Annotated in this window: 25 protein-coding genes; 11 read left to right on the top strand and 14 right to left on the bottom strand. The window is 68.8% G+C overall.

The window, feature by feature from the left end; all coding sequences use genetic code 11:
* Position 1 precedes the first annotated feature (1 nt).
* Positions 2 to 904 carry a tryptophan 2,3-dioxygenase family protein gene (locus ABZU25_RS10375; protein ID WP_355029026.1) on the bottom strand — a complete coding sequence of 301 codons (903 nt, stop codon included), beginning with the start codon at positions 902 to 904 and terminating at the stop codon, positions 2 to 4.
* A gap of 147 nt (positions 905 to 1,051) precedes the next feature.
* Here ABZU25_RS10375 and ABZU25_RS10370 point away from each other — a divergent pair, with 147 nt between their 5' ends.
* From ABZU25_RS10370 to ABZU25_RS10360, 3 genes are all read left to right on the top strand, one after another.
* Positions 1,052 to 1,504: an Lrp/AsnC family transcriptional regulator gene (locus ABZU25_RS10370; RefSeq protein WP_355029025.1), complete on the top strand. Its 453-nt coding sequence runs from the start codon at positions 1,052 to 1,054 to the stop codon at positions 1,502 to 1,504.
* Positions 1,505 to 1,645: 141 nt separating this feature from the next.
* The gene (locus ABZU25_RS10365; protein ID WP_355029024.1) at positions 1,646 to 2,170 is read left to right on the top strand and encodes a hypothetical protein; all 525 of its coding nucleotides are present in this window, start codon (positions 1,646 to 1,648) and stop codon (positions 2,168 to 2,170) included.
* A 102-nt stretch (positions 2,171 to 2,272) separates the two neighbouring features.
* Positions 2,273 to 3,049, top strand: coding sequence for a class F sortase (locus tag ABZU25_RS10360; RefSeq protein ID WP_355029044.1), 777 nt, complete (start codon positions 2,273 to 2,275; stop codon positions 3,047 to 3,049).
* A 24-nt stretch (positions 3,050 to 3,073) separates the two neighbouring features.
* Here the strand turns inward: ABZU25_RS10360 and ABZU25_RS10355 are convergent, their stop codons facing one another.
* The 5 genes from ABZU25_RS10355 to ABZU25_RS10335 form a co-directional block, all read right to left on the bottom strand.
* A complete protein-coding gene (locus ABZU25_RS10355; protein ID WP_355029023.1) occupies positions 3,074 to 3,484 on the bottom strand; it encodes a type II toxin-antitoxin system VapC family toxin in 411 nt (136 codons plus the stop codon).
* Entirely contained in the window at positions 3,481 to 3,759 is a 279-nt protein-coding gene (locus ABZU25_RS10350) for a type II toxin-antitoxin system prevent-host-death family antitoxin (protein WP_355029022.1), read from the bottom strand. The genes ABZU25_RS10355 and ABZU25_RS10350 overlap by 4 nt, the downstream gene beginning before the upstream one ends.
* Before the next feature lie 87 nt (positions 3,760 to 3,846).
* The gene (locus ABZU25_RS10345; protein ID WP_355029021.1) at positions 3,847 to 4,827 is read right to left on the bottom strand and encodes a zinc-binding dehydrogenase; all 981 of its coding nucleotides are present in this window, start codon (positions 4,825 to 4,827) and stop codon (positions 3,847 to 3,849) included.
* 33 nt (positions 4,828 to 4,860) lie between these two features.
* Entirely contained in the window at positions 4,861 to 6,330 is a 1,470-nt protein-coding gene (locus tag ABZU25_RS10340; RefSeq protein ID WP_355029020.1) for a DHA2 family efflux MFS transporter permease subunit, read from the bottom strand.
* A gap of 59 nt (positions 6,331 to 6,389) precedes the next feature.
* On the bottom strand, positions 6,390 to 7,025 hold the full coding sequence (locus ABZU25_RS10335; RefSeq protein WP_355029019.1) for an NAD(P)H-dependent oxidoreductase: 636 nt from the start codon (positions 7,023 to 7,025) through the stop codon (positions 6,390 to 6,392).
* A gap of 125 nt (positions 7,026 to 7,150) precedes the next feature.
* Here ABZU25_RS10335 and ABZU25_RS10330 point away from each other — a divergent pair, with 125 nt between their 5' ends.
* Entirely contained in the window at positions 7,151 to 7,837 is a 687-nt protein-coding gene (locus tag ABZU25_RS10330) for a TetR/AcrR family transcriptional regulator (protein ID WP_355029018.1), read from the top strand.
* 88 nt (positions 7,838 to 7,925) lie between these two features.
* Here ABZU25_RS10330 and ABZU25_RS10325 read toward each other — a convergent pair whose 3' ends face one another.
* The gene (locus ABZU25_RS10325; RefSeq protein ID WP_355029017.1) at positions 7,926 to 8,669 is read right to left on the bottom strand and encodes a MerR family transcriptional regulator; all 744 of its coding nucleotides are present in this window, start codon (positions 8,667 to 8,669) and stop codon (positions 7,926 to 7,928) included.
* A 54-nt stretch (positions 8,670 to 8,723) separates the two neighbouring features.
* Between ABZU25_RS10325 and ABZU25_RS10320 the strand changes: the two genes are divergently transcribed.
* Entirely contained in the window at positions 8,724 to 10,319 is a 1,596-nt protein-coding gene (locus ABZU25_RS10320) for a DUF6194 family protein (protein ID WP_355029016.1), read from the top strand.
* Between the two features lie 15 nt (positions 10,320 to 10,334).
* On the opposite strand, the gene ABZU25_RS10315 is transcribed toward ABZU25_RS10320, so the two are convergent.
* Positions 10,335 to 10,871, bottom strand: coding sequence for an HNH endonuclease (locus ABZU25_RS10315; protein ID WP_030333470.1), 537 nt, complete (start codon positions 10,869 to 10,871; stop codon positions 10,335 to 10,337).
* Between ABZU25_RS10315 and ABZU25_RS10310 the strand changes: the two genes are divergently transcribed.
* Both ABZU25_RS10310 and ABZU25_RS10305 read left to right on the top strand, forming a co-directional pair.
* Complete coding sequence (locus ABZU25_RS10310; RefSeq protein WP_355029015.1) at positions 10,861 to 10,992, top strand: hypothetical protein; 132 nt, start codon at positions 10,861 to 10,863, stop codon at positions 10,990 to 10,992. The two genes, ABZU25_RS10315 and ABZU25_RS10310, sit on opposite strands and share 11 nt — an antisense overlap.
* Positions 10,993 to 11,527: 535 nt before the next feature.
* On the top strand, positions 11,528 to 12,523 hold the full coding sequence (locus ABZU25_RS10305; protein ID WP_355029014.1) for a hypothetical protein: 996 nt from the start codon (positions 11,528 to 11,530) through the stop codon (positions 12,521 to 12,523).
* A gap of 251 nt (positions 12,524 to 12,774) precedes the next feature.
* Here ABZU25_RS10305 and ABZU25_RS10300 read toward each other — a convergent pair whose 3' ends face one another.
* Together ABZU25_RS10300 and ABZU25_RS10295 are read right to left on the bottom strand one after the other, a co-directional pair.
* Positions 12,775 to 13,281, bottom strand: a complete 507-nt coding sequence (locus tag ABZU25_RS10300) for a nucleoside deaminase (RefSeq protein ID WP_355029013.1) — start codon at positions 13,279 to 13,281, stop codon at positions 12,775 to 12,777.
* An 11-nt stretch (positions 13,282 to 13,292) separates the two neighbouring features.
* Positions 13,293 to 14,147 (bottom strand): GntR family transcriptional regulator, encoded by an 855-nt coding sequence (locus ABZU25_RS10295; RefSeq protein ID WP_355029012.1) that lies wholly within the window; start codon positions 14,145 to 14,147, stop codon positions 13,293 to 13,295.
* Between the two features lie 485 nt (positions 14,148 to 14,632).
* Here ABZU25_RS10295 and ABZU25_RS10290 point away from each other — a divergent pair, with 485 nt between their 5' ends.
* The 4 genes from ABZU25_RS10290 (at position 14,633) to ABZU25_RS10275 (ending at position 18,292) form a co-directional block, all read left to right on the top strand.
* Entirely contained in the window at positions 14,633 to 14,917 is a 285-nt protein-coding gene (locus ABZU25_RS10290; protein ID WP_355029011.1) for a flavin reductase, read from the top strand.
* A gap of 201 nt (positions 14,918 to 15,118) precedes the next feature.
* Positions 15,119 to 16,129 (top strand): mechanosensitive ion channel family protein, encoded by a 1,011-nt coding sequence (locus ABZU25_RS10285; RefSeq protein ID WP_355029043.1) that lies wholly within the window; start codon positions 15,119 to 15,121, stop codon positions 16,127 to 16,129.
* A gap of 234 nt (positions 16,130 to 16,363) precedes the next feature.
* The gene (locus ABZU25_RS10280) at positions 16,364 to 17,749 is read left to right on the top strand and encodes an MFS transporter (RefSeq protein ID WP_355029010.1); all 1,386 of its coding nucleotides are present in this window, start codon (positions 16,364 to 16,366) and stop codon (positions 17,747 to 17,749) included.
* Between the two features lie 114 nt (positions 17,750 to 17,863).
* Positions 17,864 to 18,292 carry a globin gene (locus ABZU25_RS10275; RefSeq protein WP_355029009.1) on the top strand — a complete coding sequence of 143 codons (429 nt, stop codon included), beginning with the start codon at positions 17,864 to 17,866 and terminating at the stop codon, positions 18,290 to 18,292.
* A 19-nt stretch (positions 18,293 to 18,311) separates the two neighbouring features.
* Here the strand turns inward: ABZU25_RS10275 and ABZU25_RS10270 are convergent, their stop codons facing one another.
* The 4 genes from ABZU25_RS10270 to ettA form a co-directional block, all read right to left on the bottom strand.
* Positions 18,312 to 18,896, bottom strand: a complete 585-nt coding sequence (locus ABZU25_RS10270) for a YbjN domain-containing protein (protein ID WP_355029008.1) — start codon at positions 18,894 to 18,896, stop codon at positions 18,312 to 18,314.
* Positions 18,897 to 19,027: 131 nt separating this feature from the next.
* The gene (locus ABZU25_RS10265; protein WP_355029007.1) at positions 19,028 to 19,762 is read right to left on the bottom strand and encodes a hypothetical protein; all 735 of its coding nucleotides are present in this window, start codon (positions 19,760 to 19,762) and stop codon (positions 19,028 to 19,030) included.
* Positions 19,759 to 20,205, bottom strand: a complete 447-nt coding sequence (locus tag ABZU25_RS10260) for a thioesterase family protein (RefSeq protein WP_355029006.1) — start codon at positions 20,203 to 20,205, stop codon at positions 19,759 to 19,761. Before ABZU25_RS10260 ends, ABZU25_RS10265 begins: the two co-directional genes overlap by 4 nt.
* Positions 20,206 to 20,217: 12 nt before the next feature.
* Entirely contained in the window at positions 20,218 to 21,894 is a 1,677-nt protein-coding gene (gene ettA, locus ABZU25_RS10255) for an energy-dependent translational throttle protein EttA (RefSeq protein ID WP_355029005.1), read from the bottom strand.
* Between the last annotated feature and the right edge of the window lie 159 nt (positions 21,895 to 22,053).

Raw genomic sequence — 22,053 nt, 5'->3', positions numbered from 1 at the left:
GTCACATCGCGGTACGGGCCGACCACAGCTCCGGGAAGACCACCCGGGACATGCTGCGCTGCAACCACGCCAGACCGGCGGAGCCGCCGCTGCCGACCTTGGCGCCCATCGTCCGCTGCACCGCCTTGACGTGGTTCCAGCGCCAGTCGCCGAACTCCTCGGCGACGCCGCTCAGCGCCTCGCCGAGCAGTCGCAGATGGTTGTCCGGGCTGGCGTCGTCGTAGATCCGTACCCAGGCCGCCTCGACCAACGGGTGCGGGTCGTGTTCGACGGCCACGTCCCGGTCGAGCAGGTCGGCGGGGAGGTCGAAGCCGCGCCGGGCGAGAAGTGCGAGCACATCGTCCCAGAGGCTCGGGGTGGCCAGTGCGGCGCTCAGCTCGGCGTGCACCTCGGCCTGCCGCCGGAACGGGCGGATCAACGTCGGGTCGCGCAGCCCGAGCAGGAACTCCAACTGCCGGTACATCGCCGACTGGAAGCCGGAGGCCTCGCCGAGCAGATTGCGGAACCGGTTGAAGTCGGCCGGGCTCATCCAGCGCAGGCCCTGCCAGGCGGCGTTGAGCCCCTCCAGGTGCAGCTTGGCCCGGCCCAGCGGGGCCAGCGCCTCCCAGATCTGGTCGGCGCGGATCAGCCGCTGGGTCTCCCGCAGTTCGTGGCAGGTCAGCCCGAAGTACAGCTCCATGATCTGGCTGACCATCAGGAAGGACATCTCGCCCGGATCGCTGCTGAGCGGGTGCTGCATCTTGTGCAGGGCACTGGCCTGCACGTATGCGTCGTACGGCACCATGTCGGCGAACTCCAGGGTCGGCTCACCGCCGGTGCGCGCCGCCTGCGCCACACGCTGCCCGGGGGTGACCGGTTGCACCGTGGCACGGCGGTTCGGCGCCCGCCGCTCCGTCTGATCCACCAGTCGTCTCCCTCCCCCGGACCTGTCGACGTCATGATCTCGCGGTGGGATCGGCCTGCGGAATGCCGGATCAACGGCTCTCGCCGCGTTGTCTTGACGAACCGAAGGCAACTAGGCGAATTCGGTTCACGAAAGTAAGGTCTGAGCGTGGACGACATGGACTGGGCGCTGCTGCGCGAGTTGCAGGCCGACGCGCGGCTCTCCTTCAGCGAGCTGTCCCGGCGGGTGCACCTGTCCCCACCGGCCGTCGCGGAGCGGGTTCGCCGGCTGGAGGAGGCCGGCGTCGTCACCGGCTACCACGCCCACGTCGACCTGACCCGAGCCGGCCGCACCGTGGTCGCGCTGATCCGGATGTCCTGCTACGGCGCGCGCTGCATCCTGCACGACCCGGCGGTGGCCGGCTGGCCGGAGATCCTGGAGATCCACCGGATCACCGGCGACGCGTGCAGCATGCTCAAGGTGGCCGCCGGCTCGATCGGCGACTTCGAGGCGGTCATCGACCGGCTCGCCCCGTACGGCCAACCGTCGAGCACGATGGTCCTCTCCTCCCCGCTCGACTGGCGACCGATCACTCCCCTGCCCTCCCCCCGCCGCGGCTGACCCGGGTTTGGCCCGGAGCCAGCGGGAAAGCAGCCTCGTGCCCAGGGGACGCCCTTCCTTCCCTCCGGAGTGCCGCCTTGCGGCGCGGAGGCGGAATGAGGGGCGGAGGCTCCGGCGGTCGTCGCCGGTTGGGGGGAAATCATGCAGGGAATCCGCACGATCAACCGCGCGCTCTCGTCCGCACTGACACTGGTTGCGCTGATCGGGGCGTTCGTCCTGATGTCGGTCGCACCGGCGCGCGCTGGCGAGAACATCTTCGTCGAGGTGACACCGAACAGCGCCCAGGCCGGCAGTCGAGTCAGCATCAAGGCGAGCTGCGACAACGACAACAACAACCGCCAGTCCAACGTGCACTCCGACGCGTTCGGGCACGTGATGCTCAAACCGGACAAGGGCTTCCTGACCGGGCAGGTCACCATCCCGCGCGACAAGCCGGCCGGCGAATACCCTGTCGACCTGCGCTGCGAGAACGGCCAGACCGCCTCGACCACGCTCACCGTGCTGAACATGGCCTCCCCCAGCAAGGGACCGGCGACCGGGGGCGGCGGGACGGCCGGCGGCCGCGGTACCGGCTCGTTGCTGGTGCTCGGCGGCGTGGCGCTGGTCGCCACCGCTGTCGCGCTCGGGATGGCGGGCGGCCGACGTCGGACCGGAGCCGGCTCCTGAGCCGGGTGACCCATGACCCGCGATGCCGCGCGTGCGCGGCCGGACCGCGATGCCGCGCGTGCGCGGCCGGACCGCCGCGCCCGCTTCCAGGCCGGGCCGCTGCTGCGCGCCTCCGGCCGGCTGGTGGCCCGCGCCTCCGGCCGGCTGGGTCGGGTCGCCGGGCAGGCCGGCTCGGCGAGCGTCGCCACCCCGGATCCGGCCACTGCCCCGCTGCCGCCGCGCCGCCCGGCCGGATCGCGGTCGTTCCGGCCCCGTTTCGGTACGGGACCGGGGCTGCCGGTGCTGGCCATCGCCGCGGTGATGGTGCTGATCGTGACGATGCTCGGCGTCGAGCAGGTGACCGGGATGAGCCTGCTACCGGACCGGCTCAGCGCCGGCTTTCGACCGCCGCCGAAGAAGTTCCCGGTGCTGACGGCCAGCCGACCGACCAGCCTCGCCATCGAGAAGATCGACCTGCGGGCACCCGTGCACGACGTGGGCATCGCCCCGGACGGCACCATCGCCGTGCCGGACGCGGCCCGCGCCCAGGAGGCCGGCTGGTACGACCAGGGGCCAACCCCCGGCCAGTACGGCCCGGCGGTGATCGTCGGGCACGTCGACACCACCAGCGGGCCGGCGGTCTTCCACCAGCTCCGCGAACTACGCGACGGCGACCAGATCGAGGTCACCCGCACCGACCGCAGCGTGGCGGTCTTCGAGGTGAACTCGGTGGAGAAGTTCGACAAGGGCCGACTGCCGGTGGACGAGGTGTACGGCGACTTCAGCCACCCGAGCCTTCGACTGATCACCTGCGGCGGCCAGTGGGTCGGCGGCGAGACCGGCTACTCCGACAACGTGGTGGTCTTCGCCTCACTGGTCAAGGCGCGTGGAGGTGGTTGAGCCAGGCAAACCGGCAGTTGCGGGTCAGTTCTGGCCGGGGCTTGCTACCGGCAACCCTGCGACCTTGGCACATTCGAGCAGTCGACGGTCGTAGCTGACGAAGGCGATGAGGGCCGTCCCGGATTCGTTGGTCAGCACCTGGGCGGTGGCAAGGTGGATGGCGTCGAGGCTGCGATGCGTCGGCTCGGTGAACGCGGCGGCGGTCGCGCGAATTGTGCCGTCGATCTCCAGCCGGAAGAGCCGTCCGACGGCCGCCGGCACTCCGATCAACGCTTGCGGGGCGGAACGGCGCAACACTCTTGGCACCTCAACCTCAACGAGAGCGGAAGAAACCAGCGGGACGTCTCCATGGGTGTTGATCCAGGAGATGAGGTCGGCGCTGCACGCCTCCTGCCGAACCAGCTTGACGACGGCGGCGGAATCGAGGTAGATCACCAGCGCTCCTCGTCCCGCATCTCGGCGAGCGTGGCGGCCACGTCCACATCCTCGTCACCGAGCTTAGGCGGAAGCGGGACAGGGCCGCCGCTGGTCGGAGCGACCGCCCGCCCCGCAGCCACGAGCTTGGCCAGCATCGACCTGTCGTCACTGACCGGAACCAGTCGGGCGATCGGATGCCCGCGATCGGTGATCTCGACGGTCTCGCCACCACTCACCCGAGCCAGCACCTGGCTCGTGTTCTGGTTCAGCTCTCGGACCCCGATACGTTCCACAGGGACAAGTGTAGAACTAGATGTTCTACCTTGCCAGCTTGCTCGCCGGATGACGCGCCGGATGACGCCAACCGCGGGCCGGCGGGGCTATGAAACGAGGATGACCTTGCCGATTGCGCGACGATTCTCCAGGTCGGCGTGCGCGTCCTCGGCGCGGCTGAGGGGATACCGGGTGATCAGGGGTGTGAGTGTTCCGTCTGCGGCCGCACGGATGGCCTGGGCCTGCAGTTCGTGCATGGTGCCGGCCCGCCGCAGCAACTGTGGCCCCAGTGCCCAGGTGACGGTGCTGGCCCGCGCGATGATGTCGTCGGTGGTGATGCGGGTGGCGGTGCCCGAAGCCCAGCCGTGCAAGACGAATCTCCCCCCGGGACCGAGCAGGTCGAAAGCCTGACGCCCCGAGGTTCCGCCGACACCGTCGAAGACGATGTTTACCGGTCGTCCGCTGCCAAGGTCTGCCCGCACCGCATCCGGCCATTGCTGGTTCCGGTAGTCGATGGCGACGTCGGCCCCCAACGACGTGGCCTGCCTGACCTTGTCCGGTCCACCAACCAAGCCCACGACGATGACGCCCTGACGACGTAGGGCCTGCACGAGCAGGGCGCCGACGCCACCGGCTGCCGAGGTGACCAGCGCGACGTCTCCGGGGCCGGGCTGCGCGATGTCGAGCAGCCCGAGCGTGGTGGCACCCGTGGCGACCATCGCCACGGCGGCCTCCGCGCCCAGTTGCTCGGGCAGGTCGTGGAGGGCATCGATCGCAGCCACCGCATGCTCGGCGTAGCCACCGTAGGACGCGAGCGTGCCCACCACCAGACGACCCAACCATCTGCCGTCGACGTCCGGCCCCAGTGCGCTCACCACCCCGGCGACCTCACTGCCCAGCACGACGGGCAACGCGGGGGCGGGATGAGGGCCGACCCCGCGTCCGGACCGCAACGTGGTCTCGATGAGGTGGACGCCGCTGGCCCGCACGTCGATGCGGACCTCTCCCTTCCCGGGCACCGGTGCGGTGATCTGCTCGTACTGGAGGTTTCCGGCGGGTCCGAACTCGTGCAGCCTTGCCGCGTACATGAGTGGTGTGCCCTTCTGGAGAGGCTGACTGGTTCAGGCCGGGTCGGGCAGGCGCGGCGCGCTCGTCGCGCCCGTTGGCGGAGCCGACGCCGGTGGCCCGCCCGTCCGTCGTCGCGGCAGCAGCGCCGCTGGTAGCGCCGCCAGGGCGAGCAGCGTCACCGCCCACCAGTAGGTGTGCTGAAAGGCGGCCGCCGACTGTGTCCCGCCCCCGGTACGTGCCGTGTTCGACGCCAGCACCACTGACAGCAGCGCGGTGCCGATCGAGACGCCCGCCTGGGAGCCGATGTTCAGCAAGGTGCTGCCCGACGGAACGTCCTCGGTGGCCAGCCCTCGAATCGCCGTCGTGTTCGTCGGCATCATCACCATGCCGACACCGACCCCCATCACCAGCAGCGCTGCCGCCAACCGCCAGTACGGCGTCTCCGGCCCAACCTGTACGGCGAACAGCGACAGTCCGCCCACGGCGATCAGGATGCCGGAGAGGACCATCAGTCGCGGGGACACCCGGTCGACTCTGCGGGTGGCGATCTGCATCGAGACGCCGACGGCGACGGCCAGTGGGACGCCGAGGATGCCCGAGTCGGTCGCACCGAGCCCGCGCGCTGTCTGGTAGTACATCGGTGCCAGCAGCATGGAGCCGAAATATCCGGCCGGGAACAGCACCATGGCGGTGCAGCCGGCCGCGAAGGTCCGGTCGCGCAGCAGCCGCAGACGCAGCAGCGGAGCGCGGGCGGTCAGGCCACGGGCGACGAATCCGATTGTCAGCAGCAGCCCGGCTACGGTGGGCAGCAGCGCCTGCGGTGCGGTGAGGTCGCCGCGCTCGCCGGCGGTGGACAGCCCGTAGATCAGCAAGGCCAGTCCCGGAGACAGCGTCAGCAGGCCAGGCAGGTCCAACCGGCTTGCCGGCTGTGGCTCGTCGTGCCGCAGCAGCCGCGCCGCGAGCACCAGCGCCAGCGCGCCGATGGGCAGGTTGACCAGGAAGATCCAGTGCCAGGACGCAGTGTCGATCAGCCAGCCACCCAGGATCGGCCCGCTCACCGGACCGATCAGCACCGGAATGCCGAGCAGGGCCATCGCCCTGCCCATCCGTTCCCGGTCGGCGCTCCGGATGACCAACGCCATACCGACCGGCACCAACAGCCCGCCGCCAAGCCCTTGCAGGATCCGAAACAACACCAGTGTCTCGATGTTCCAGGACAGCGCGGCCAGTCCGGAGCCCGCGGTGAACAGGGCGATGGCGGTCAGGTAGGTCCGTTTCGCGCCGAAGCGCGACATGGCCCAAGCGGCTGCCGGGATCACCGCCGCGAGGGCGAGGGTGTAGCCGGTAACCACCCATTGGACGGCGGCGAGCGGCGCGTCGAACACCACCGCCAGCGGACGCAGGGCGACGTTGACGATCGTGACGTCCAGCACGGCCATGATCGAGCCGATCACGACGACGGTGAGCACCCCAGCCAGACCCTGGGAGAACCCGTCGGCGGTGGGAGCGGTGGTCCCGGTCAAGCCGCTGTCCTCGGTGGAACCCCGCCTTCCGGCAAGGCCTCCAACGCCGGGCACAGTCGTCACGTGCCGTACGCCTGCCTGGCGCGAGCGGCGCGTAATGCGCGGCCCCACCACACCAGCTGATCGATCATGCTCTTGGCGGCCCCCTCGCACACCGCAGTGTCGAGTGGTGCGCCGTCCTCGCCCAGCCCTGACCACGGCCCGTGCAGGCTGACGGAGTCACGCACCGTCATGGCGTGTAGCTCGGCGAAGACCTGCCGGAGCTGCTCGACCGCCCGAAGGCCGCCGCCCAGCCCGCCGTACGAGACGAACCCGATTGGTTTGGCCTGCCACTGGACGTAGTGCCAGTCGATGAGGTTCTTCAGGGCGGCCGGGAAGCTGTGGTTGTACTCGGGGGTGACGACGACGAATGCCTCTGCGGCGGCCAGCCGGGAGCTGACGTTCGCGAGGGTGACCTGGATCGCCGGGGCAGGCGCGGGCAGACCGTCCCAGCCGGGCATGGCCACAGGGAGATCCAGGTCGGCGACGTCGACGACGTCGAGTTCGATGTCAGTGCGTCCGCCGACGTGGCGGGTGAACCAGTCGGCGACGGATGGGCCGACGCGGCCACCGCGAGCGCTGCCGACGATGGCGGCGACCCGTAGCGCCGCGTTCTCAGCCGTTGCCGGCTCAATGGCAAGGGTGGTTTCGGGCATGACGGTTCCCCCAGGCAGCTCGCTGTTTCTGCGCCCGATGCGACGCGTACGGTAGATTACAACGGTCGTTGTAAAAACTACAACCACCGTTGTAATTGATGAAGCCGCACGCGGGAGAGGCGACGATGGCCAGCACGGACTCCAAGGACGAGACGGCGGCGACCCGGCCGCGACGCGGGCGAGGGGACAAGGCGGCGGCGATCGCGCATGCCGCGTGCGAGGTCTTCGGGCGGGACGGCTACACCCGGGCCAGCATCGACACGATCGCGGCCGAGGCCGGCGCCTCCACCCGCACGCTCTACAACCACTTTCCCGGCGGAAAGGCGGAACTGTTCCGTTCGGTCATGCAGTGGAGTGCGGGGCAGGTCAGAGACGAGCAACTCGTCCGACTGCGGAAGTGCCTGAATCCGCAGCGCCCGCCCCGCCCAGAGGATCTTGAGCGGGACCTGCTGGCCCTGGCGCGCGCCTGGGTCGCCCTGATGACGGACTTCCGGGACCACTTCTCACTGGTCCGACACATCCACGGCGAGGCCGGGCACGTCCCGACCGAGGTCCTCGACGCCTGGCAGGAGGCCGGGCCGCGCCCGGTCTCCCGCGAGATGACCGTGGTCATGGCCGCGCTGGCCGACCACGGCCTGCTCGACGTACATGGCGATCCCGCCCAGGCCACGGCCCACTTCATGGTCCTGATCTCCGCGGACATCGTGCAGCGGTCCTACTGGGGCGTCATCCCGCTGCCGTGCGAGGAGACTGACCGGATCACGGCAGTAGGCGTTCAGGCCTTCCTGCGGGCGTACGGCACCGCGCGCTGACGCGCCGGTGTCGCTGCAGCGCCATTACCAACGCGGCGACCAGGACCGGTTGATGTTGGGGCTGCACTGCGGCAGGAACGTGCGGCGATCAGTGCGTTCGTCCGGTGGCGCTGGTTTCGGCGTCGAGGTATTCGGCAAGCCGGGCGGCCCCGGTGAGCATGGCCTGGCCGCGCTCGGTGAGCCGTTGCCGCCACTGGCCCAGCGAAGCGGCGAGCGGCCCGGCTCCGCCGGCGTCGCGCACTCGACGCAGCACGTCGGCGAGGTGGTCGAGCCGGTACCCGCCGCGGCGCAGCAGGTGGGAGAGTTCGGCGTCGCGGACGTCGTCAGCTGAATAGACGCGGTAGCCGGTCGCGGGATCGCGCACCGGCCGGAGAATCCCGGCCCGCTCCCACTTTCGCAGCGTGGCGGGTCGCACACCGAGCCGGTGTGCGAGCACGCTGATCGGCACGGCTTTGCGGCTCTGCGGTTGTGGCTTCGTCTCGGTGAGAATCGCAACCGCTGCCTCGACCCCGTCCAGTGTCTCTCGGTCGCGCTGCAGCAGGGCGTGACTGTGGTCGATCGTGCGCAGAGCCGTGTCGATCTCGCCCCGGTTGACGGCACGCATGATCTCGCCGCTGGCCGCGTAGCCGTGGCCCGCGATCAGCGCGAGGTAGGCGTTCAGCGCCTTGGCGTGCACCTCCGTGAACCGGCGGTAGCCGTTCGAGGTGCGCTGGGCCGGCGGCAGGACGCCATCTCGTTCGTAGTTGCGCACGGCCTGCGCGGACAGTCCGTGTACGCGTGCGAGGTCGACTGGTCGACGTACCCCAAGGTTTGAGGGTTTTGTGGCTGTCACCGCACTCCATTGCTCGTAAGCCTCACCCGCTGGTTCAACGATACGGTTGATGGAGTGACGAACCTTCTCGACCTGCTTGCTGGATCTCCGACCCTGCTCGCGCTCGGCGAACCGACGCATGGTGAGTCCGCCTTTCTGCAGATCCGCAACGAGGCCTTCATGTCGTTGACCGAGCATGGCTACCGGTCGATCGCGCTGGAAAGCGACCGGGCGGCGGGGCTGATCGCCGACGAGTTCGTGCGAGGTGGCGCTGCCGTGACGCTCGACCGTGCACTGGCCGAAGGATTCAGCCACGGATTCGGCGCCGCTCCAGCCAACCGTGACCTGCTGCTGCGGATGCGCGAGTGGAATGCCGGACGGCCAGTCGCCGAGCGCCTCACGTTCCACGGCTTCGACGCCCCGCTGGAGATCGAGGGCGCTCCGAGCCCACGGCGCTACCTGACCCAGCTCTGTGACTTCCTCGATCTCGACCGGTCAGCGGAGATCGACGACCTGATCGGGGACGAGGCTCAGTGGAGCGATACGGCCGCGATCTGGGAGCCGGGCAGGTCGATCGGGCGCTCGACCAACGCCCAGCGGCTGCGGGTGATCGCCGACGATCTCCTGAGCGAGTTGTACCTACAGGCACCCCGGCGGCCCGAGGGCTGGCAGGCGGCGTTTGTACACGCCACGTCCGCGGTCGCGGTGCTGCGCTACCACGCCGCGGCGGCCGCACCACTGGCGCAGGAGGAACGCTTCGCCCGCCTGGCCGGGGTCCGGGACGCGCTGATGGCCGAGAACCTACTCGCGATCCGGGCGACTGAGGCACACCGCGGGCCCACACTGGTCTTCGCGCACAACACGCACCTCCAGCGCCACCAGAGCACGATGACGATGGCCGGAACCGCTGTGTCGTGGGCCGGCGCCGGCGCGATCATCGCAGCGCTGCTGACGGATCGGTACGCGCTGATCGTCGGCAGCCTCGGCGCGAGTCCCGCGCTCGGCATCGGGGCACCCGGCACGTCGACCTACGAAGGCGGGCTCCAGCAGAAGACCAACCATCCCGGGTACGTCCACACGTCCGAGATAGGACCGGCCGAGCAGAGAGCGCACGACTACCGCTACTTCCCCCTGGACCAGGCCACCATCGAACACGCCGATGCGGTCCTGCACATCCCGACCGGTGTCGACGCGGCCATGCTCGCGGATCGAATCCTCGCTCTGCCCGAGGTCGACCAGGTCGTGGCGAGCGAGGAGAACGGGTCACCCGAGGGGGCCTGGGGCGACCGGTTCTTCTACGTCGGCCCGGACCGCCGCCAGCCGTTCGCCACCATCGTCGAGCACGACGTCCTCGGCTTCGACGAGGCCTCGCAGCTTGACCGTCCCGGTGTCTTCCGCCTCAACCTGGACCTGGGTCGAGTCGAGTTCGAGAGGCTGTTCGGTTTCCCACCCAAGGCATTCGAGGATCACCGGCACACCTTCGACTTCGCCCGGCTGGACGCCCTCGTGCCGCACCCGGGCTACGCGCTGCACGGCTTCGGCAGCATCGTCATGCCCGGTCCGCAGATGTTGCCCGAAATCGACCGGCTACTCGCGATCGCGCACGGCCGGGCAGCCGACCGCCACGAGCGCGCCGTGCGCCGGGCAACCCACCCGCGGCCCGGGGCCTGACCGCGCCGTTCGGAATCAGGCGGCGGCTTCGGGCTCCCGCAGGTCCAGCCAGTCGGCCCAGCGGGGGTCGGGGGCGCGGTGCCCCAGCACCCGCCAGGCGGTGCCCTTCGGCGCGGCGGGCAGCGCGTGCAACCGCCACCCCATCTCCGCCGGCGTCTTGTCGCCCTTGGTGTGGTTGCACCTGGCGCACGCGGCGACCACGTTCTCCCAGGCGTGCCGGCCACCCCGGCTGCGGGGGAAGACATGGTCGATGGTCTCGGCCGGGCCCCGACAGTAGGCGCACCGCCACCCGTCCCGGGCGAAGATCGCCCGCCGGGACAACCCGACGTGCGTTCGGTACGGCACGCGGACGAAGCGGGTCAGCCGGACCACGGACGGCACCGGGAGCGCGTCGCGAGCGCTGTGCAGAATGCCATCGCCGTCGGCGACGCAGACCGCCTTGGCGGAGAGAACGAGGATCGCGGCGCGGCGCACCGACACGACACACAGCGGCTCGTAGGTGGCGTTGAGGACCAACGCGCCGGAGCCCACAGTGGGTCGTATGTCAGGCATCGCGATCACCCTCCCGGTTCAGCGGCTGCTGCGTACCGCCGTCGACCGAGGTCGGGGCATGACCACCCACACGGTCGACGCCGGGCCGATCACCGACGTCCGTTGCGCCAATAGTCCCTGATCGGACCCCGGATTGCACGTACTAATCCCTCATGGGGTATGAGGATCATGCGCATCCGGGCGGATCGCCGTCCCCGCCTGGGAGAACTCTGCCGTTGCCTGACAGTGGTTGACAACCCTTGTCGGCCTCAGTTGTGCCGGATGTGTGCCCGATGATCTTCGGACCCCCTTCCCCCGGCTGCACCCTCAGCCATCCCGTCGGCCTTCGTCCGCACCGTGGAGTGGGTGGGGCCTGCCTGGTCAAGGTGGAGCACCACACCGTCTGAACGACCTTGACCAGGCAGGCCCTGCCCGCTCGGCTCTGCCCGGACGGAGGGTGTCGGGATGGCGCCAACCATCCCAGAGTGCCCGAGCGCCCCGCCGGGGGCATGCCCTTCTCCACAGTGATTGCAGCCCTAGCTAGAGGGCGGCTTCCGGGCGGCCGGGGACCCACCTTGCCGATTCAGACACTCGCGCAGTTCCCAGAAGGTCGATCTTCTGCCCGCTGGCCAGTACGGTGAGGCGGGGTTGCGTGGTCGAGCTTAGGTGGGTGCGCAATGGCTTCTCCGGAGCATGGATTTGTAACTGAGACGTTCATTAATTTTGTTGCGGAGTACTCCGCATCTGCGCTCTACGGCTATCAGGAGGCGGACCGGGGCGAGCTTGACTTCGCCTGCTTACTCGACCGAGACAAGTCGCGACATGTCATCGGACAGACCCTCAAGAGTCACGCGGACGGCATCGAGAAGGACCTAAACACTCTCCTCCACGCCAATGAGAGTGATATCGGAATCTACTTGGTGTCAGCTAAAACGCGCCACATTAGACGAGTCCATGAGGTTATAGAACGGGCGCGTCGAGTCATACCCGGTCGGGTGGCTATGCTCCGCGTCATTCAGTACCCGGCAGACTTTGATATCAACGACGACAGCGAACGGGCTTTCCTGCGCGAACACCTGCGAAAGCAGGTCGTAGACGATCTCCTTCTAAACGTGGTCTTCGGCCGCCTCTCCAGGCATGATGTGTCGTATATCGTCAGCTCTTTGGAGATTGGCCGCGACATTGCCGTACTCCACACCATCGCCACCGTCGGTTATTCCGATTTCCTCAGAAACAGCAGCCTGGTGCAGCGCCTACTTCAACAGCCTCGCGCGAAAAACTATGCAACGAAAGCGATACAGTCCGTCATAAGTGACCTCGCTGCAGCAGGAATGATAAGCCGAGCAATCGATAGGACCCTCTACCGCGTCACTCAACGCGGACGAGTATTCCTCTCCCTGTGCTCGATATTGCATAGCAGATCGCCGATTACAACCGAGCTTGCCTATATCTTGGGACGGCTCGGGCTAGGCGACGGCAAGAGCTATTTCGATGGTGAGGGACCCCGCGTCACCTCTCGCCACACACCTCAGAGCAGGCGAGAATATCTTCTTTTCAACCTTAGTGTCGCCGAAGAGGACTTCGGCATCGTTCCGGCTAGGCAGTATTCGACGGAGATACCTGAGGGTGACAAGCACTGGATGGCCGATGGCGTGGAGTTCGTTGAGAGGTGACCTTCCTCGCGTCTTATTTAGCTAGCCCCGGAGTTGCCGATCAAGGCGACCCGGGCTTCTCGTATCTAGCGTCGCGCCGCCGGCGGGGGCTGCAACCGCCGGGGGTGCCGCCGGGCGCTTGCGCCCGGGCGGCGGGGTCCCCGAGCGGCGACCCTCCAGGTCGGCCCCTGGTCGGCGGCGCGAGCGGCCTGCGAAGCGGGCCGCCTTGATCTCGTACAGAAAGTTCTCACACGAACTCTGATGGGCGAAACTCAGTACTTCGGCTCAACGGGCACTGGAAGCTTGTCTGCCCATGAACGGAGTACCGATACAGCCTGCTCTCTCACCTGACCGGGCACTGCGTCCTCACGTAGGGCACGCTTGGGAGCCGGATAGGTTAGCTCACGGTATAGCTGCAAGTCCTCGAAACCGTAGGTGGCAACATCGTGGCTCGTCGCACCGAACACCACCCGATCCAGCCTCGCCCAGTAACAAGCCACAAGGCACATCGGACAGGGCTCGCTGCTGGCGTACATCGTTCCGCCTGTGAATAGGTGCGTGCCCTTGCGGGATCCAGCGTCCCGTAAGGCCATAACCTCAGCGTGGGCGGTAGGGTCGCGAAGTTCGACGACGCTGCTCGTTCCCTCGCCGACGATCTCGCCGGCCAACACTACTATCGATCCGAACGGCGTCTTACCCTCGTCTTCGAGCGCGCGCCTCGATATCTCGATGGCGCGTTGCAAGAACTCTTGATCTGCCAGGCTTGAAGCGTTCGACATTCCGGTCTCCCCTAGTTGCCCCTGTCAGTTCCGCTGCCGGCTTGGCGCTTCTTCGGCCAGGTTTTGAGTTCCGTGACGAAGCGAAACTCGGTTCGGTCTGCCGGATAGTCGGCATCGGAAATCTCCACAACGCGACCGTCTAGGTCGTAGGAGATGCGACGGCAGAACAGAAGCGGGATACCCTCAGCCAGTCCCCATGCCTGCGCTTCTACCGTCGTCGGCATCCTTGCGGTTACCTCATCGACCATCCGGGTTATCTCGACACCCACGGTCAGAAGCTGGTGTTGCGTGCCTCCCGGCCAGGGCTCGTTGTTGTCGTCCAAGATCGCTGGGTTATTGCGGACCAGCGCCACCGGAAGGTGGGACACGCTGTAGGACAGGAGGTGTCCCGTCTGGCTGTCATGCGCCTCGTACCGTCGCCGCAGCAGCGGCTCGCCACTCGGGACCTTGAAGATCTCCGCCAACTCCGGACTTGCATCGATCACGTCGTAGTGAGCGCTGAACTTTTGCTCTGCGATCGACATGTTGAGGTTCGTCTCGGCTTCGCCGATGACGGCTCGCTCGGATTCAGGCCGGATGGCGAGATCCTTCTCAACCTGGTGCCGGTCCGATGACCGAACGACCTTCCGTACCGGAACGCGCACCCGGGGAGCCTTGCCCCGTCCGGCATCGACCAAGCCTTGCGCCTTCAACAGGTTCATAGCGCCACGGGCCGAGTTCATGCTGCATGACCACTGCTCACAGATCTCCGCCAACGTCGGCAGGGAGTCACCCGGCGCTTGCTCCCCACGCTCGATCTGCATCCGGATGTCGTCAGCGATACGGAGTTGGATGGGCGCTTGGACGGCAGTGCGTCGCGGTTCCATGCCTCCATCCTTGCAGGTTTGTGGGCGAACCTCTTGTGGCCCTCCTGAACGATGCGTACTCTGCGTCCCATAAGGTTTGTGGGCAAACCCACAAATTGAGCAGTCGTTCAAGGTGAGCGAGCCCTAGTTGAAGAGAGTCGGGGTGGGATCGAGTAACGCTCCGCCCCTGCTGGAGGCTTCGCCCGGCGGGGGCGGGTGCTCGACCGGACCCGATCCCCGGAGGTTGCAGTGGAACCAGAAGCCGAGCTTGAGCACCTACACGCACGGGTGCGCGACCTGGAGACGTCACTTTGGCTGTCCCGGCGGCAGTTGTTCGACGCCCGCAGTCGCTTGGCCGCCATCGCACGGATCACAGAAGACCTGGAGCGGGCGTGCCGGGCGCCGGGGGTGGTCTTTGGGTTGGTGAACTCGGCCATCAACAACCAGCACCCTCCATTGCGCCGGCTGAGCCGCTGGTCGCCGGTCAGATATCGGGGGGTTCAGCGGTGAGCCGCCAAAGGCACGGCCCGGTCCGGCCCTTCTGGTTCTGCGCCAACTGCGTGCACCCCTGGCCGTGCGAGAGGGCCAGAGCCGAACTGGTGGCCGAATACTCCGACGAGCCAAGGTTGCTCGGGGTCGACGTGGCGGATTGCTTGACCGAGGCGGGCCGGGACCTGGCCGAGCTGTACTGGACCGCACCGGACCCCGTCGAGATGTACGCCCGTTTTCTGGGCTGGGTGAAGCAAGCCCTCGCCACCAGCCGACCCCGGAACGCGGGTCGCTTCGACTGATTTGAGCGTCGAGCCCTAGCCGCCGGTCAGGGGCATCGTCGTGCCCGGAGGCGGAGACACCCCCCGGGTTACCACGAAGCGATCGTCACTGCTTGCCAGCATCCAGCCTGGCGGACGCCCGGCCGGTGGGTCGGCGGTGGGCGCTCGGGCTCCTTGCGGTACGAAGACAGGGTGAGTGCCGCCAGCGTGACGCCCCTTGCCCTGTCCACCGTCGGGTCGGTGAACTGCCAGGGCAGTTCCTCCTGCGAGTTTCTGTTCGAACTGACCCACTCGGCCTGGTTCGCCGAGGGCAGTTACTGGATCCTGCTCAAGCCGCTGCGGGTGCTGCTGATCATCGCGCTGGCGATGGTGGCCCGCTGGGCGGTGCACCGCACGATCGACCGGTTGGTCCGGACGACGACCGACGGCGCGGTGCCGACGATGCTGCGACCGCTGCGCGAGCGGGTGCCCAGCGCGGCGGTCGACCCGACCGAGTTCGTGCCCGAGCGGCGACGGCAGCGGGCCGAGGCGATCGGCTCGGTGTTGCGCAGCCTGACCACCGCCTTCGTCTTCGGCATCGCGCTGCTGATGATCCTGCGTGAGTTCAGCTTCGACCTGGCCCCGCTGCTGGCCAGCGCGGGGATCGCCGGCGTCGCGCTGGGCTTCGGCGCGCAGAGCCTGGTCAAGGACCTGATCGCCGGCCTGTTCATGCTCATCGAGGATCAGTACGGCGTGGGCGACAACGTCGACCTGGGCGAGGCGATGGGCGTGGTCGAGGCGGTCGGGCTACGGGTGACCACAGTGCGCGACGGTCGCGGAGTGCTCTGGTACATCCGCAACGGCGAGATCATCCGGGTGGGCAACAAGAGCCAGGGCTGGGCCCTCGTGGTGGTGGACCTGCCGATCGGGTTCAACAGCACCGAGGAGGCCACCGCCGTCCTGCGGACCGCGGCCGCCTCGGTCGCGATGGACCCGGAGCTGTCACCGGAGATCGTCGAGGCGCCGGAGGTGCTCGGTGTCGAGCAGGTGACGGTGGACGGTGCGGTCATCCGGACGGTGGTGAAGACGACGGCGGACGGGCAGTTCGCGGTGGGCCGGGAGTTGCGTCGGCGGCTGGCCGAGGCGCTGGAGAATTCGGGGATCACCGCGCAGATCGCGGCGGCCCGCATCTTTCCCGGGCTTCCCACCCGGCCGTTGCCCGACGGCGAAACTGGTCAGGGCGGTGCCACCTGACCCACCCGTCATTGTCCTCGGATTCAGGGGTCGCGAGCCGCCCGGCCCCTCAGGTATCGTCCGTTCGTTCAGTCGGGGAAGCGACGAATGACCCGTTCGACCTAGATAGTTGTCAGACGATCGGGCAGAATCCGGAGCACGCGTTCCCGCCAAAGCGTGATCACGACCTCGCTGATCCGTAGATCTGACGAGCGCTTCCGGCCGGGCTGCCACGAGCGGTCGACCCGGAGGCCGATGGAGGCGACGGTGCCCGACGAGCGACCTTCCGCGGAAGACCCAGCTACTTTTCGCGAAGTGTTCGCCCAGCACGAGTTCCGCGCCGTGTTCCTGGCGGGCGCTCTGTCCTGGGTCGGCGACTACGTCGCGAAGGCCGCCGTCACCCTGCTCGTCTACCAGAAGACCGAGTCGGTCGGGCTCTCCGCGGCTGCCTTCGCGGTCAGCTTCCTGCCCTGGCTGCTCGGTGGTCCGGTGCTCGCCGCACTCGCCGAGCGGTACCCGTACCGGCGGGTGATGGTGGCGTGTGACCTCATCCGGATGGCGCTGATGCTGCTCATCGCCATCCCGCAACTGCCGTACCAGGCGGTGCTGGTGCTCATCTTCGCCGCCACGCTGGCCAACCCGCCGAGCCAGGCGGCGAAGTCCGCGTTGATGCCGCAGATGCTCGCCGGGGACCGGCTGGTGCTCGGGCTGTCGCTGAACGGCAGTGTGGGGCAGGCGGCCCAGATCATCGGGTACGTGCTCGGTGCCGCCGTCGCCTCGATCGACCCGCAGGTCGCGCTGCTGTTCAACGCGGCCACGTTCGGCGTCTCGGCGCTGCTGGTCCGCCTGGGGGTGCGAAAGCGCTCGGCGGTGCCGAACCCGGCGCAGCGCAGCCACCTGCTGCGAGAGACTCGCCAGGGCTTCACCATCGTGTTCGGCACGCCGGTGCTGCGGGCGATAGCGGTGCTGGTGTTCAGCGCGATGCTCTTCTCGATCCTCCCCGAGGGGCTGGCCGTCGGCTGGGCCAACGAGGAGGGCCGCGGCGCCATGAGCGCGAGCACGGCCCAAGCAGTGATCATGGTGGCCAGCCCTGTCGGTTTCATTCTCGGCGGCCTGCTGGTGAGCCGCCTGTTCGGGCCGGCACGCCGGCTGAAACTGATGCGACCGCTCGCGGTGCTCGCCCCACTGGTGCTGGTGCCGACGTTGTTCGATCCGCCCCCGCTGGCGGTGGCGCTGCTGGCCGCTCTCTGTGGGTTCGCGGTCGCCGGCATGCTGCCGATGGCCAACGGGCTCTTCGTCCAGGCCCTGCCCAACGGCTTCCGGGCCCGCGCCTTCGGGGTGATGGCGACAGGTGTCCAGGTCATTCAAGGTTTCGCGGTGCTGGCCACCGGGTTGATCGCCGACCACTTCGACAACATCCCCCTCGTGGTGGGGCTGTGGAGCGCGGCCGGCGTGGTGCTGATGGCGGTGGCCGCGCTGCGCTGGCCGGATCGGCAGGCGTTCAACCAGGCGATCGCGGCAGCCACGGCGGCCAATGCCGAGCCGCCCGACCACCCGGACGACCCCCCCAACGACGGCACGGCCGCTGGGCCGCCCGAGCCGCGTACCGGTGACGGTCACCGCCGGCACGCCGTCACCTGACCCGACCCACCCGTTCGGACCCGGGCGGGCTGGGCGCACGGCGTCGGTCCGGCGTGATCCGACGCACGGTGCGCGGGTCGGTCTGGGGTCCGGCGCACCTGGCAGGATGGAACGGTGAACCCCGCAGGTGAATCCGAGCGTCCCGGTGCTTCGACGACCCTCTTCGAAGCGGTCGGCGGCGAGCCCACCTTCCGCAGGCTGGTCGACGAGTTCTATGCCGGCGTCGCCACCGATCCTCTGCTGCGGCCGATGTACCCGGAGGAGGACCTGGGGCCGGCCGCGGATCGGATGACCCTGTTCCTGATGCAGTACTGGGGTGGGCCGAACACGTACTCCGCCCAGCGTGGCCACCCGCGACTGCGGATGCGGCACGCGCCGTTCCGGATCGGCGCTGCCGAGCGGGACGCCTGGCTCCGGAACATGCGCCGCGCCGTGGACCGGCTCGACCTCGAACCGGAGATCGCCGCCACGCTCTGGGACTACCTGGAGCGGGCCGCGTACTTCATGGTCAACGCCGAGGAGGACCCGGCCAACGGCGGCTGAGCACCGGGCCGCGGCAGCGTCAGAGCAGCGCACCCTCGTCGTGCAGCCAGTCCACGAAGCTGGTGGCGACCGCCGCGCCGCAGTCGAGCATCTCCACAAGCAGCGCGTCGTGGGTGCCGGCGCCGAGTGGCACCTGAAGCTCGGCGTAGATCGGCAGCTGCCCGCGCTCCGTCGGGTCGCCGATGTACGCCTTGCAGAACCGGCGGGTGTGGTTCCACTCGTTGACCACCCGATAGGCCCGGTCGGCCCAGTCCGGCGGGACCGTGGCGTGCGGGCGTGCCCGCATGACCAGGATCTCGTCCTCTGGCCCTTCGAGGGTGACCAACACGGCGTGCCGCTCCCACATGGCCAGCAGGTTGCCGTCGCCATCGGCCAGGTAGCGCACGTCGAGCAGGTCGAGTGCGTCGCAGACGCGGCGCAGACTCACCGGCTCCACGGTGGCCAGCATCTCGGTCAGCACCGGTCGCTCGTTGGCCGGGCAGTCGTCCCCCGGCTGGCGAGGGTTGGGCGGTCCGACCCGGACCGCGCTCTCCACTGTGATCCCGCTTCGGGTTTCCGGATCGCCGCCGTCGGCGGGACCGGGGCGCCATGACCACCACGGCATCGCTCGCGCACCTCACTCCCCAGCGGATCCAGTCGCCTACGGTGCGTTGGATCCGAGCATGGACGGTACCCGGACAGCCGAGTTGAAGCACCCCCCCAACGACCGCCCCGGCCCAGAAGAATGAGCAGGGGTCATCCGTTCGGACGAGTGCTGAGGGGTGTCACCGCAAGATCCGTGGCCGTCTGCAACCAGGCCGCTCCGTATGGTCCCGCCAGGCCAACCCAACGTCCGGCCACCCGGACCTGAACGGTCGCCTCGTCGTGGCCGGGGGCCGGGCCGTCGGCGGCGCCGAGGAAGCCCATCCGGACCACCCCCTGCACCAGCCGCTGCGACACCTCGACCGGCGGGGCGGCCGGCCCGTCCGGCGTGACAAGCACCGCCACGTGGTCGAGCAACGCGTCCCGCAGCGCCCGCTGGCCCACCGCGCGGCCGGCCACGCCCTGCTCGCTCGCCGTACGCAGGGTGCCCGCCGCCGCGTCCGCGATCCGCCGCAGCTCGACGACGGGCAGCGCCTCCACCCTCCGGCTACCCGCCGGGGGCAGCGGCCACCGCCACTGCGCGTCCCGGCGGACCGGCCGGGCCGTACCACCGCGTTCCAGCTCGGCGAGCAGCTCCGCGGCAGCCACAGTGACGTCCTCCGCGCTGCCGTCGGCCGGCTCACCGGCCACCGTCCGGACCACCAGGACCTGCCACGGCAGACGGGCCCAGAGAGCGATCCGACCGGGCACACCAGCCGGCCGCAACCGGACCGGCGCGACCGGATCCAGCCGGACCAGCCGAGCCAGGAAGGCACCCGCGTCGGCCACCCCGGCCACACCGTGTGCCGCTGTCGACGCCGCCGCCCGTCCCGTGCCCGGCCGGGTCATGCCAGGCCGCCCTGCGGCGCGTAGGTGAGCAGGAAGTCCCGTTCCTCCGGGGTGATCCGGCGGGGCACCTGGCGGGTCAGGTCGAACGGCACCAGCACCGAGCGGGCCCGGCTGGCCAGCACCTCGCCGTCGTACAGCTCGTAGGCGACGGTGAACCGGGAGGCCCGGATCTCCTCCACCCACAGCTCGATGCGGACGGTGGGCGCCGCCTCCGCGGTGGCCCGACCCAGCGCGTAGTCGACCGGGCGCAGGTAGTCGACCTCGTGTCGACGGATCACCACCCCGTCGGCGAACGAGCCGACCCCCCACGCCCGGCCACCGGCGAACATCAACGCCACCCGCGCCTCCTCGTACAGGGTGAGGAAGCGCGAGTTGTTGATGTGCCCGTACGCGTCCAGGTCGGACCAGCGCAGCGTGCAGTGGTAGACGAAGCGGTCAGACACCTTCTCGGCCGGTCAGTCGCGGGTCAGCTTGCGGTACGTCACCCGGTGCGGCCGGGCAGCCTCCGCGCCGAGGCGGTCGATCTTGTTCTTCTCGTACGCCTCGAAGTTGCCCTCGAACCAGAACCACCGGGACGGGTCCTGGTCGTCGCCCTCCCAGGCGAGGATGTGCGTGGCGACCCGGTCCAGGAACATCCGGTCGTGCGAGATGACCACGGCGCAGCCGGGGAACTCCAGCAGCGCGTTCTCCAGGCTGGAGAGCGTCTCCACGTCCAGGTCGTTGGTCGGCTCGTCGAGCAGGATGACGTTGCCGCCGATCTTCAGGGTCAGCGCCAGGTTGAGCCGGTTGCGCTCACCACCGGAGAGCACCTTCGTCGGCTTCTGCTGGTCCGGTCCCTTGAAGCCGAACGCGGCGATGTACGCCCGGGACGGCATCTCGACCTTGCCCACCATCAGGTAGTCCAGCCCGTCGGAGACGACCTCCCAGACGGTCTTGTCGCCGTCGAGGCCCTCGCGGTTCTGGTCGACGTACGACAGCGAGACCGTCTCGCCGACCCGGACCGCCCCGTCGGTCGGCTGCTCCAGCCCGACGATGGTCTTGAACAGCGTGGTCTTGCCGACGCCGTTGGGGCCGATGATGCCGACGATGCCGTTGCGCGGCAGCGAGAACGACAGGTTGTCGATCAGCAGCCGGTCGCCGAAGCCCTTGCTGAGCTTGTTCGCCTCGATCACCGTGCTGCCCAGGCGCGGGCCCGGCGGGATCTGGATCTCCTCGAAGTCGAGCTTGCGGGTCTTCTCCGCCTCGTTGGCCATCTCGTCGTACCGGTCCAGGCGGGCCTTGGACTTGGTCTGGCGGGCCTTGGCGTTGGAGCGGACCCACTCCAGTTCCTCGGTGAGCCGCTTCTTCATCTTGGCGTCGCGGCGACCCTCGATGGCGAGCCGGGCGGCCTTCTTCTCCAGGTAGGTGGAGTAGTTGCCCTCGTAGCCGATGGCCCGGCCGCGGTCCAGCTCCAGGATCCAGCCGGCCACCTTGTCCAGGAAGTACCTGTCGTGGGTGATCGCCATGACGGTGCCGGCGTACTTGGCGAGGTGCTGCTCCAGCCAGGAGACGCTCTCCGCGTCCAGGTGGTTGGTGGGCTCGTCGAGCAGCAGCAGGTCGGGGGCCTCCAGCAGCAGCTTGCAGAGCGCCACCCGGCGGCGCTCACCACCGGAGAGCTGGGTCACGTCGGCGTCCGGCGGCGGGCAGCGCAGGGCGTCCATGGCCAGTTCGAGCTTGGAGTCGACGTCCCAGGCGTCGAGGTGGTCCAGCTCCTCCTGGAGCTTGCCCATCTCCTCCATCAGCTCGTCGGAGTAGTCCGTCGCCATCTGCTCGGCGATCTTGTTGAACCGCTCCAGCTTGGCCTTGGTCTCGGCGACCGCCTCCTCGACGTTGCCGAGCACGGTCTTGGCCTCGTTGAGCGGGGGTTCCTGGGCGAGCATGCCGACGGTGTAGCCGGGCATGAGCCGCGCCTCGCCGTTGCTCGGCTTGTCCAGTCCTGCCATGATCTTGAGGAGGCTGGACTTACCGGCGCCGTTCGGACCGAGGACACCGATCTTGGCTCCCGGCAGGAAGCTCAACGTCACGTTGTCGAGCACGACCTTGTCGCCGTGCGCCTTGCGGGCCTTTTCCAGGACGTAGATGTACTGGGCCACGGTGCGGGCTACCTCCGTCGGTTGCTGTCGCTGATCGGCGGCGCGGCGCGGGCTGCGAGGACCGCCCGCCGCCGCCGGCCGGGAGCCGGCCGCGCGCACGCCATCGTCAATCCTGACAGGTACGCCGCGCTTCGCCCACATCACCCCGCCCCAGGAGTA

Source organism: Micromonospora sp. NPDC005215 (assembly GCF_040607915.1).
In the GTDB taxonomy this organism is placed as follows: Bacteria; Actinomycetota; Actinomycetes; order Mycobacteriales; family Micromonosporaceae; genus Micromonospora.
Note: the sequence above shows the minus strand (reverse complement) of the source record. Positions and strands in the feature narration are given on the sequence as shown.

Excerpts from the sequence above, each read along its gene's own strand:
- ABZU25_RS10270 (WP_355029008.1), bottom strand. The coding sequence starts at position 18,896 with ATGCCGTGGTGGTCATGGCGCCCCGGTCCCGCCGACGGCGGCGATCCG.
- ABZU25_RS10335 (WP_355029019.1), bottom strand. The coding sequence starts at position 7,025 with ATGCCCGAAACCACCCTTGCCATTGAGCCGGCAACGGCTGAGAACGCG.
- ABZU25_RS10265 (WP_355029007.1), bottom strand. The coding sequence starts at position 19,762 with ATGACCCGGCCGGGCACGGGACGGGCGGCGGCGTCGACAGCGGCACAC.
- ABZU25_RS10330 (WP_355029018.1), top strand. The coding sequence starts at position 7,151 with ATGGCCAGCACGGACTCCAAGGACGAGACGGCGGCGACCCGGCCGCGA.
- ABZU25_RS10315 (WP_030333470.1), bottom strand. The coding sequence starts at position 10,871 with ATGCCTGACATACGACCCACTGTGGGCTCCGGCGCGTTGGTCCTCAAC.
- ABZU25_RS10365 (WP_355029024.1), top strand. The coding sequence starts at position 1,646 with ATGCAGGGAATCCGCACGATCAACCGCGCGCTCTCGTCCGCACTGACA.
- ABZU25_RS10310 (WP_355029015.1), top strand. The coding sequence starts at position 10,861 with ATGTCAGGCATCGCGATCACCCTCCCGGTTCAGCGGCTGCTGCGTACC.
- ABZU25_RS10305 (WP_355029014.1), top strand. The coding sequence starts at position 11,528 with ATGGCTTCTCCGGAGCATGGATTTGTAACTGAGACGTTCATTAATTTT.
- ABZU25_RS10345 (WP_355029021.1), bottom strand. The coding sequence starts at position 4,827 with ATGTACGCGGCAAGGCTGCACGAGTTCGGACCCGCCGGAAACCTCCAG.
- ABZU25_RS10300 (WP_355029013.1), bottom strand. The coding sequence starts at position 13,281 with ATGTCGAACGCTTCAAGCCTGGCAGATCAAGAGTTCTTGCAACGCGCC.
- ABZU25_RS10280 (WP_355029010.1), top strand. The coding sequence starts at position 16,364 with ATGGAGGCGACGGTGCCCGACGAGCGACCTTCCGCGGAAGACCCAGCT.
- ABZU25_RS10295 (WP_355029012.1), bottom strand. The coding sequence starts at position 14,147 with ATGGAACCGCGACGCACTGCCGTCCAAGCGCCCATCCAACTCCGTATC.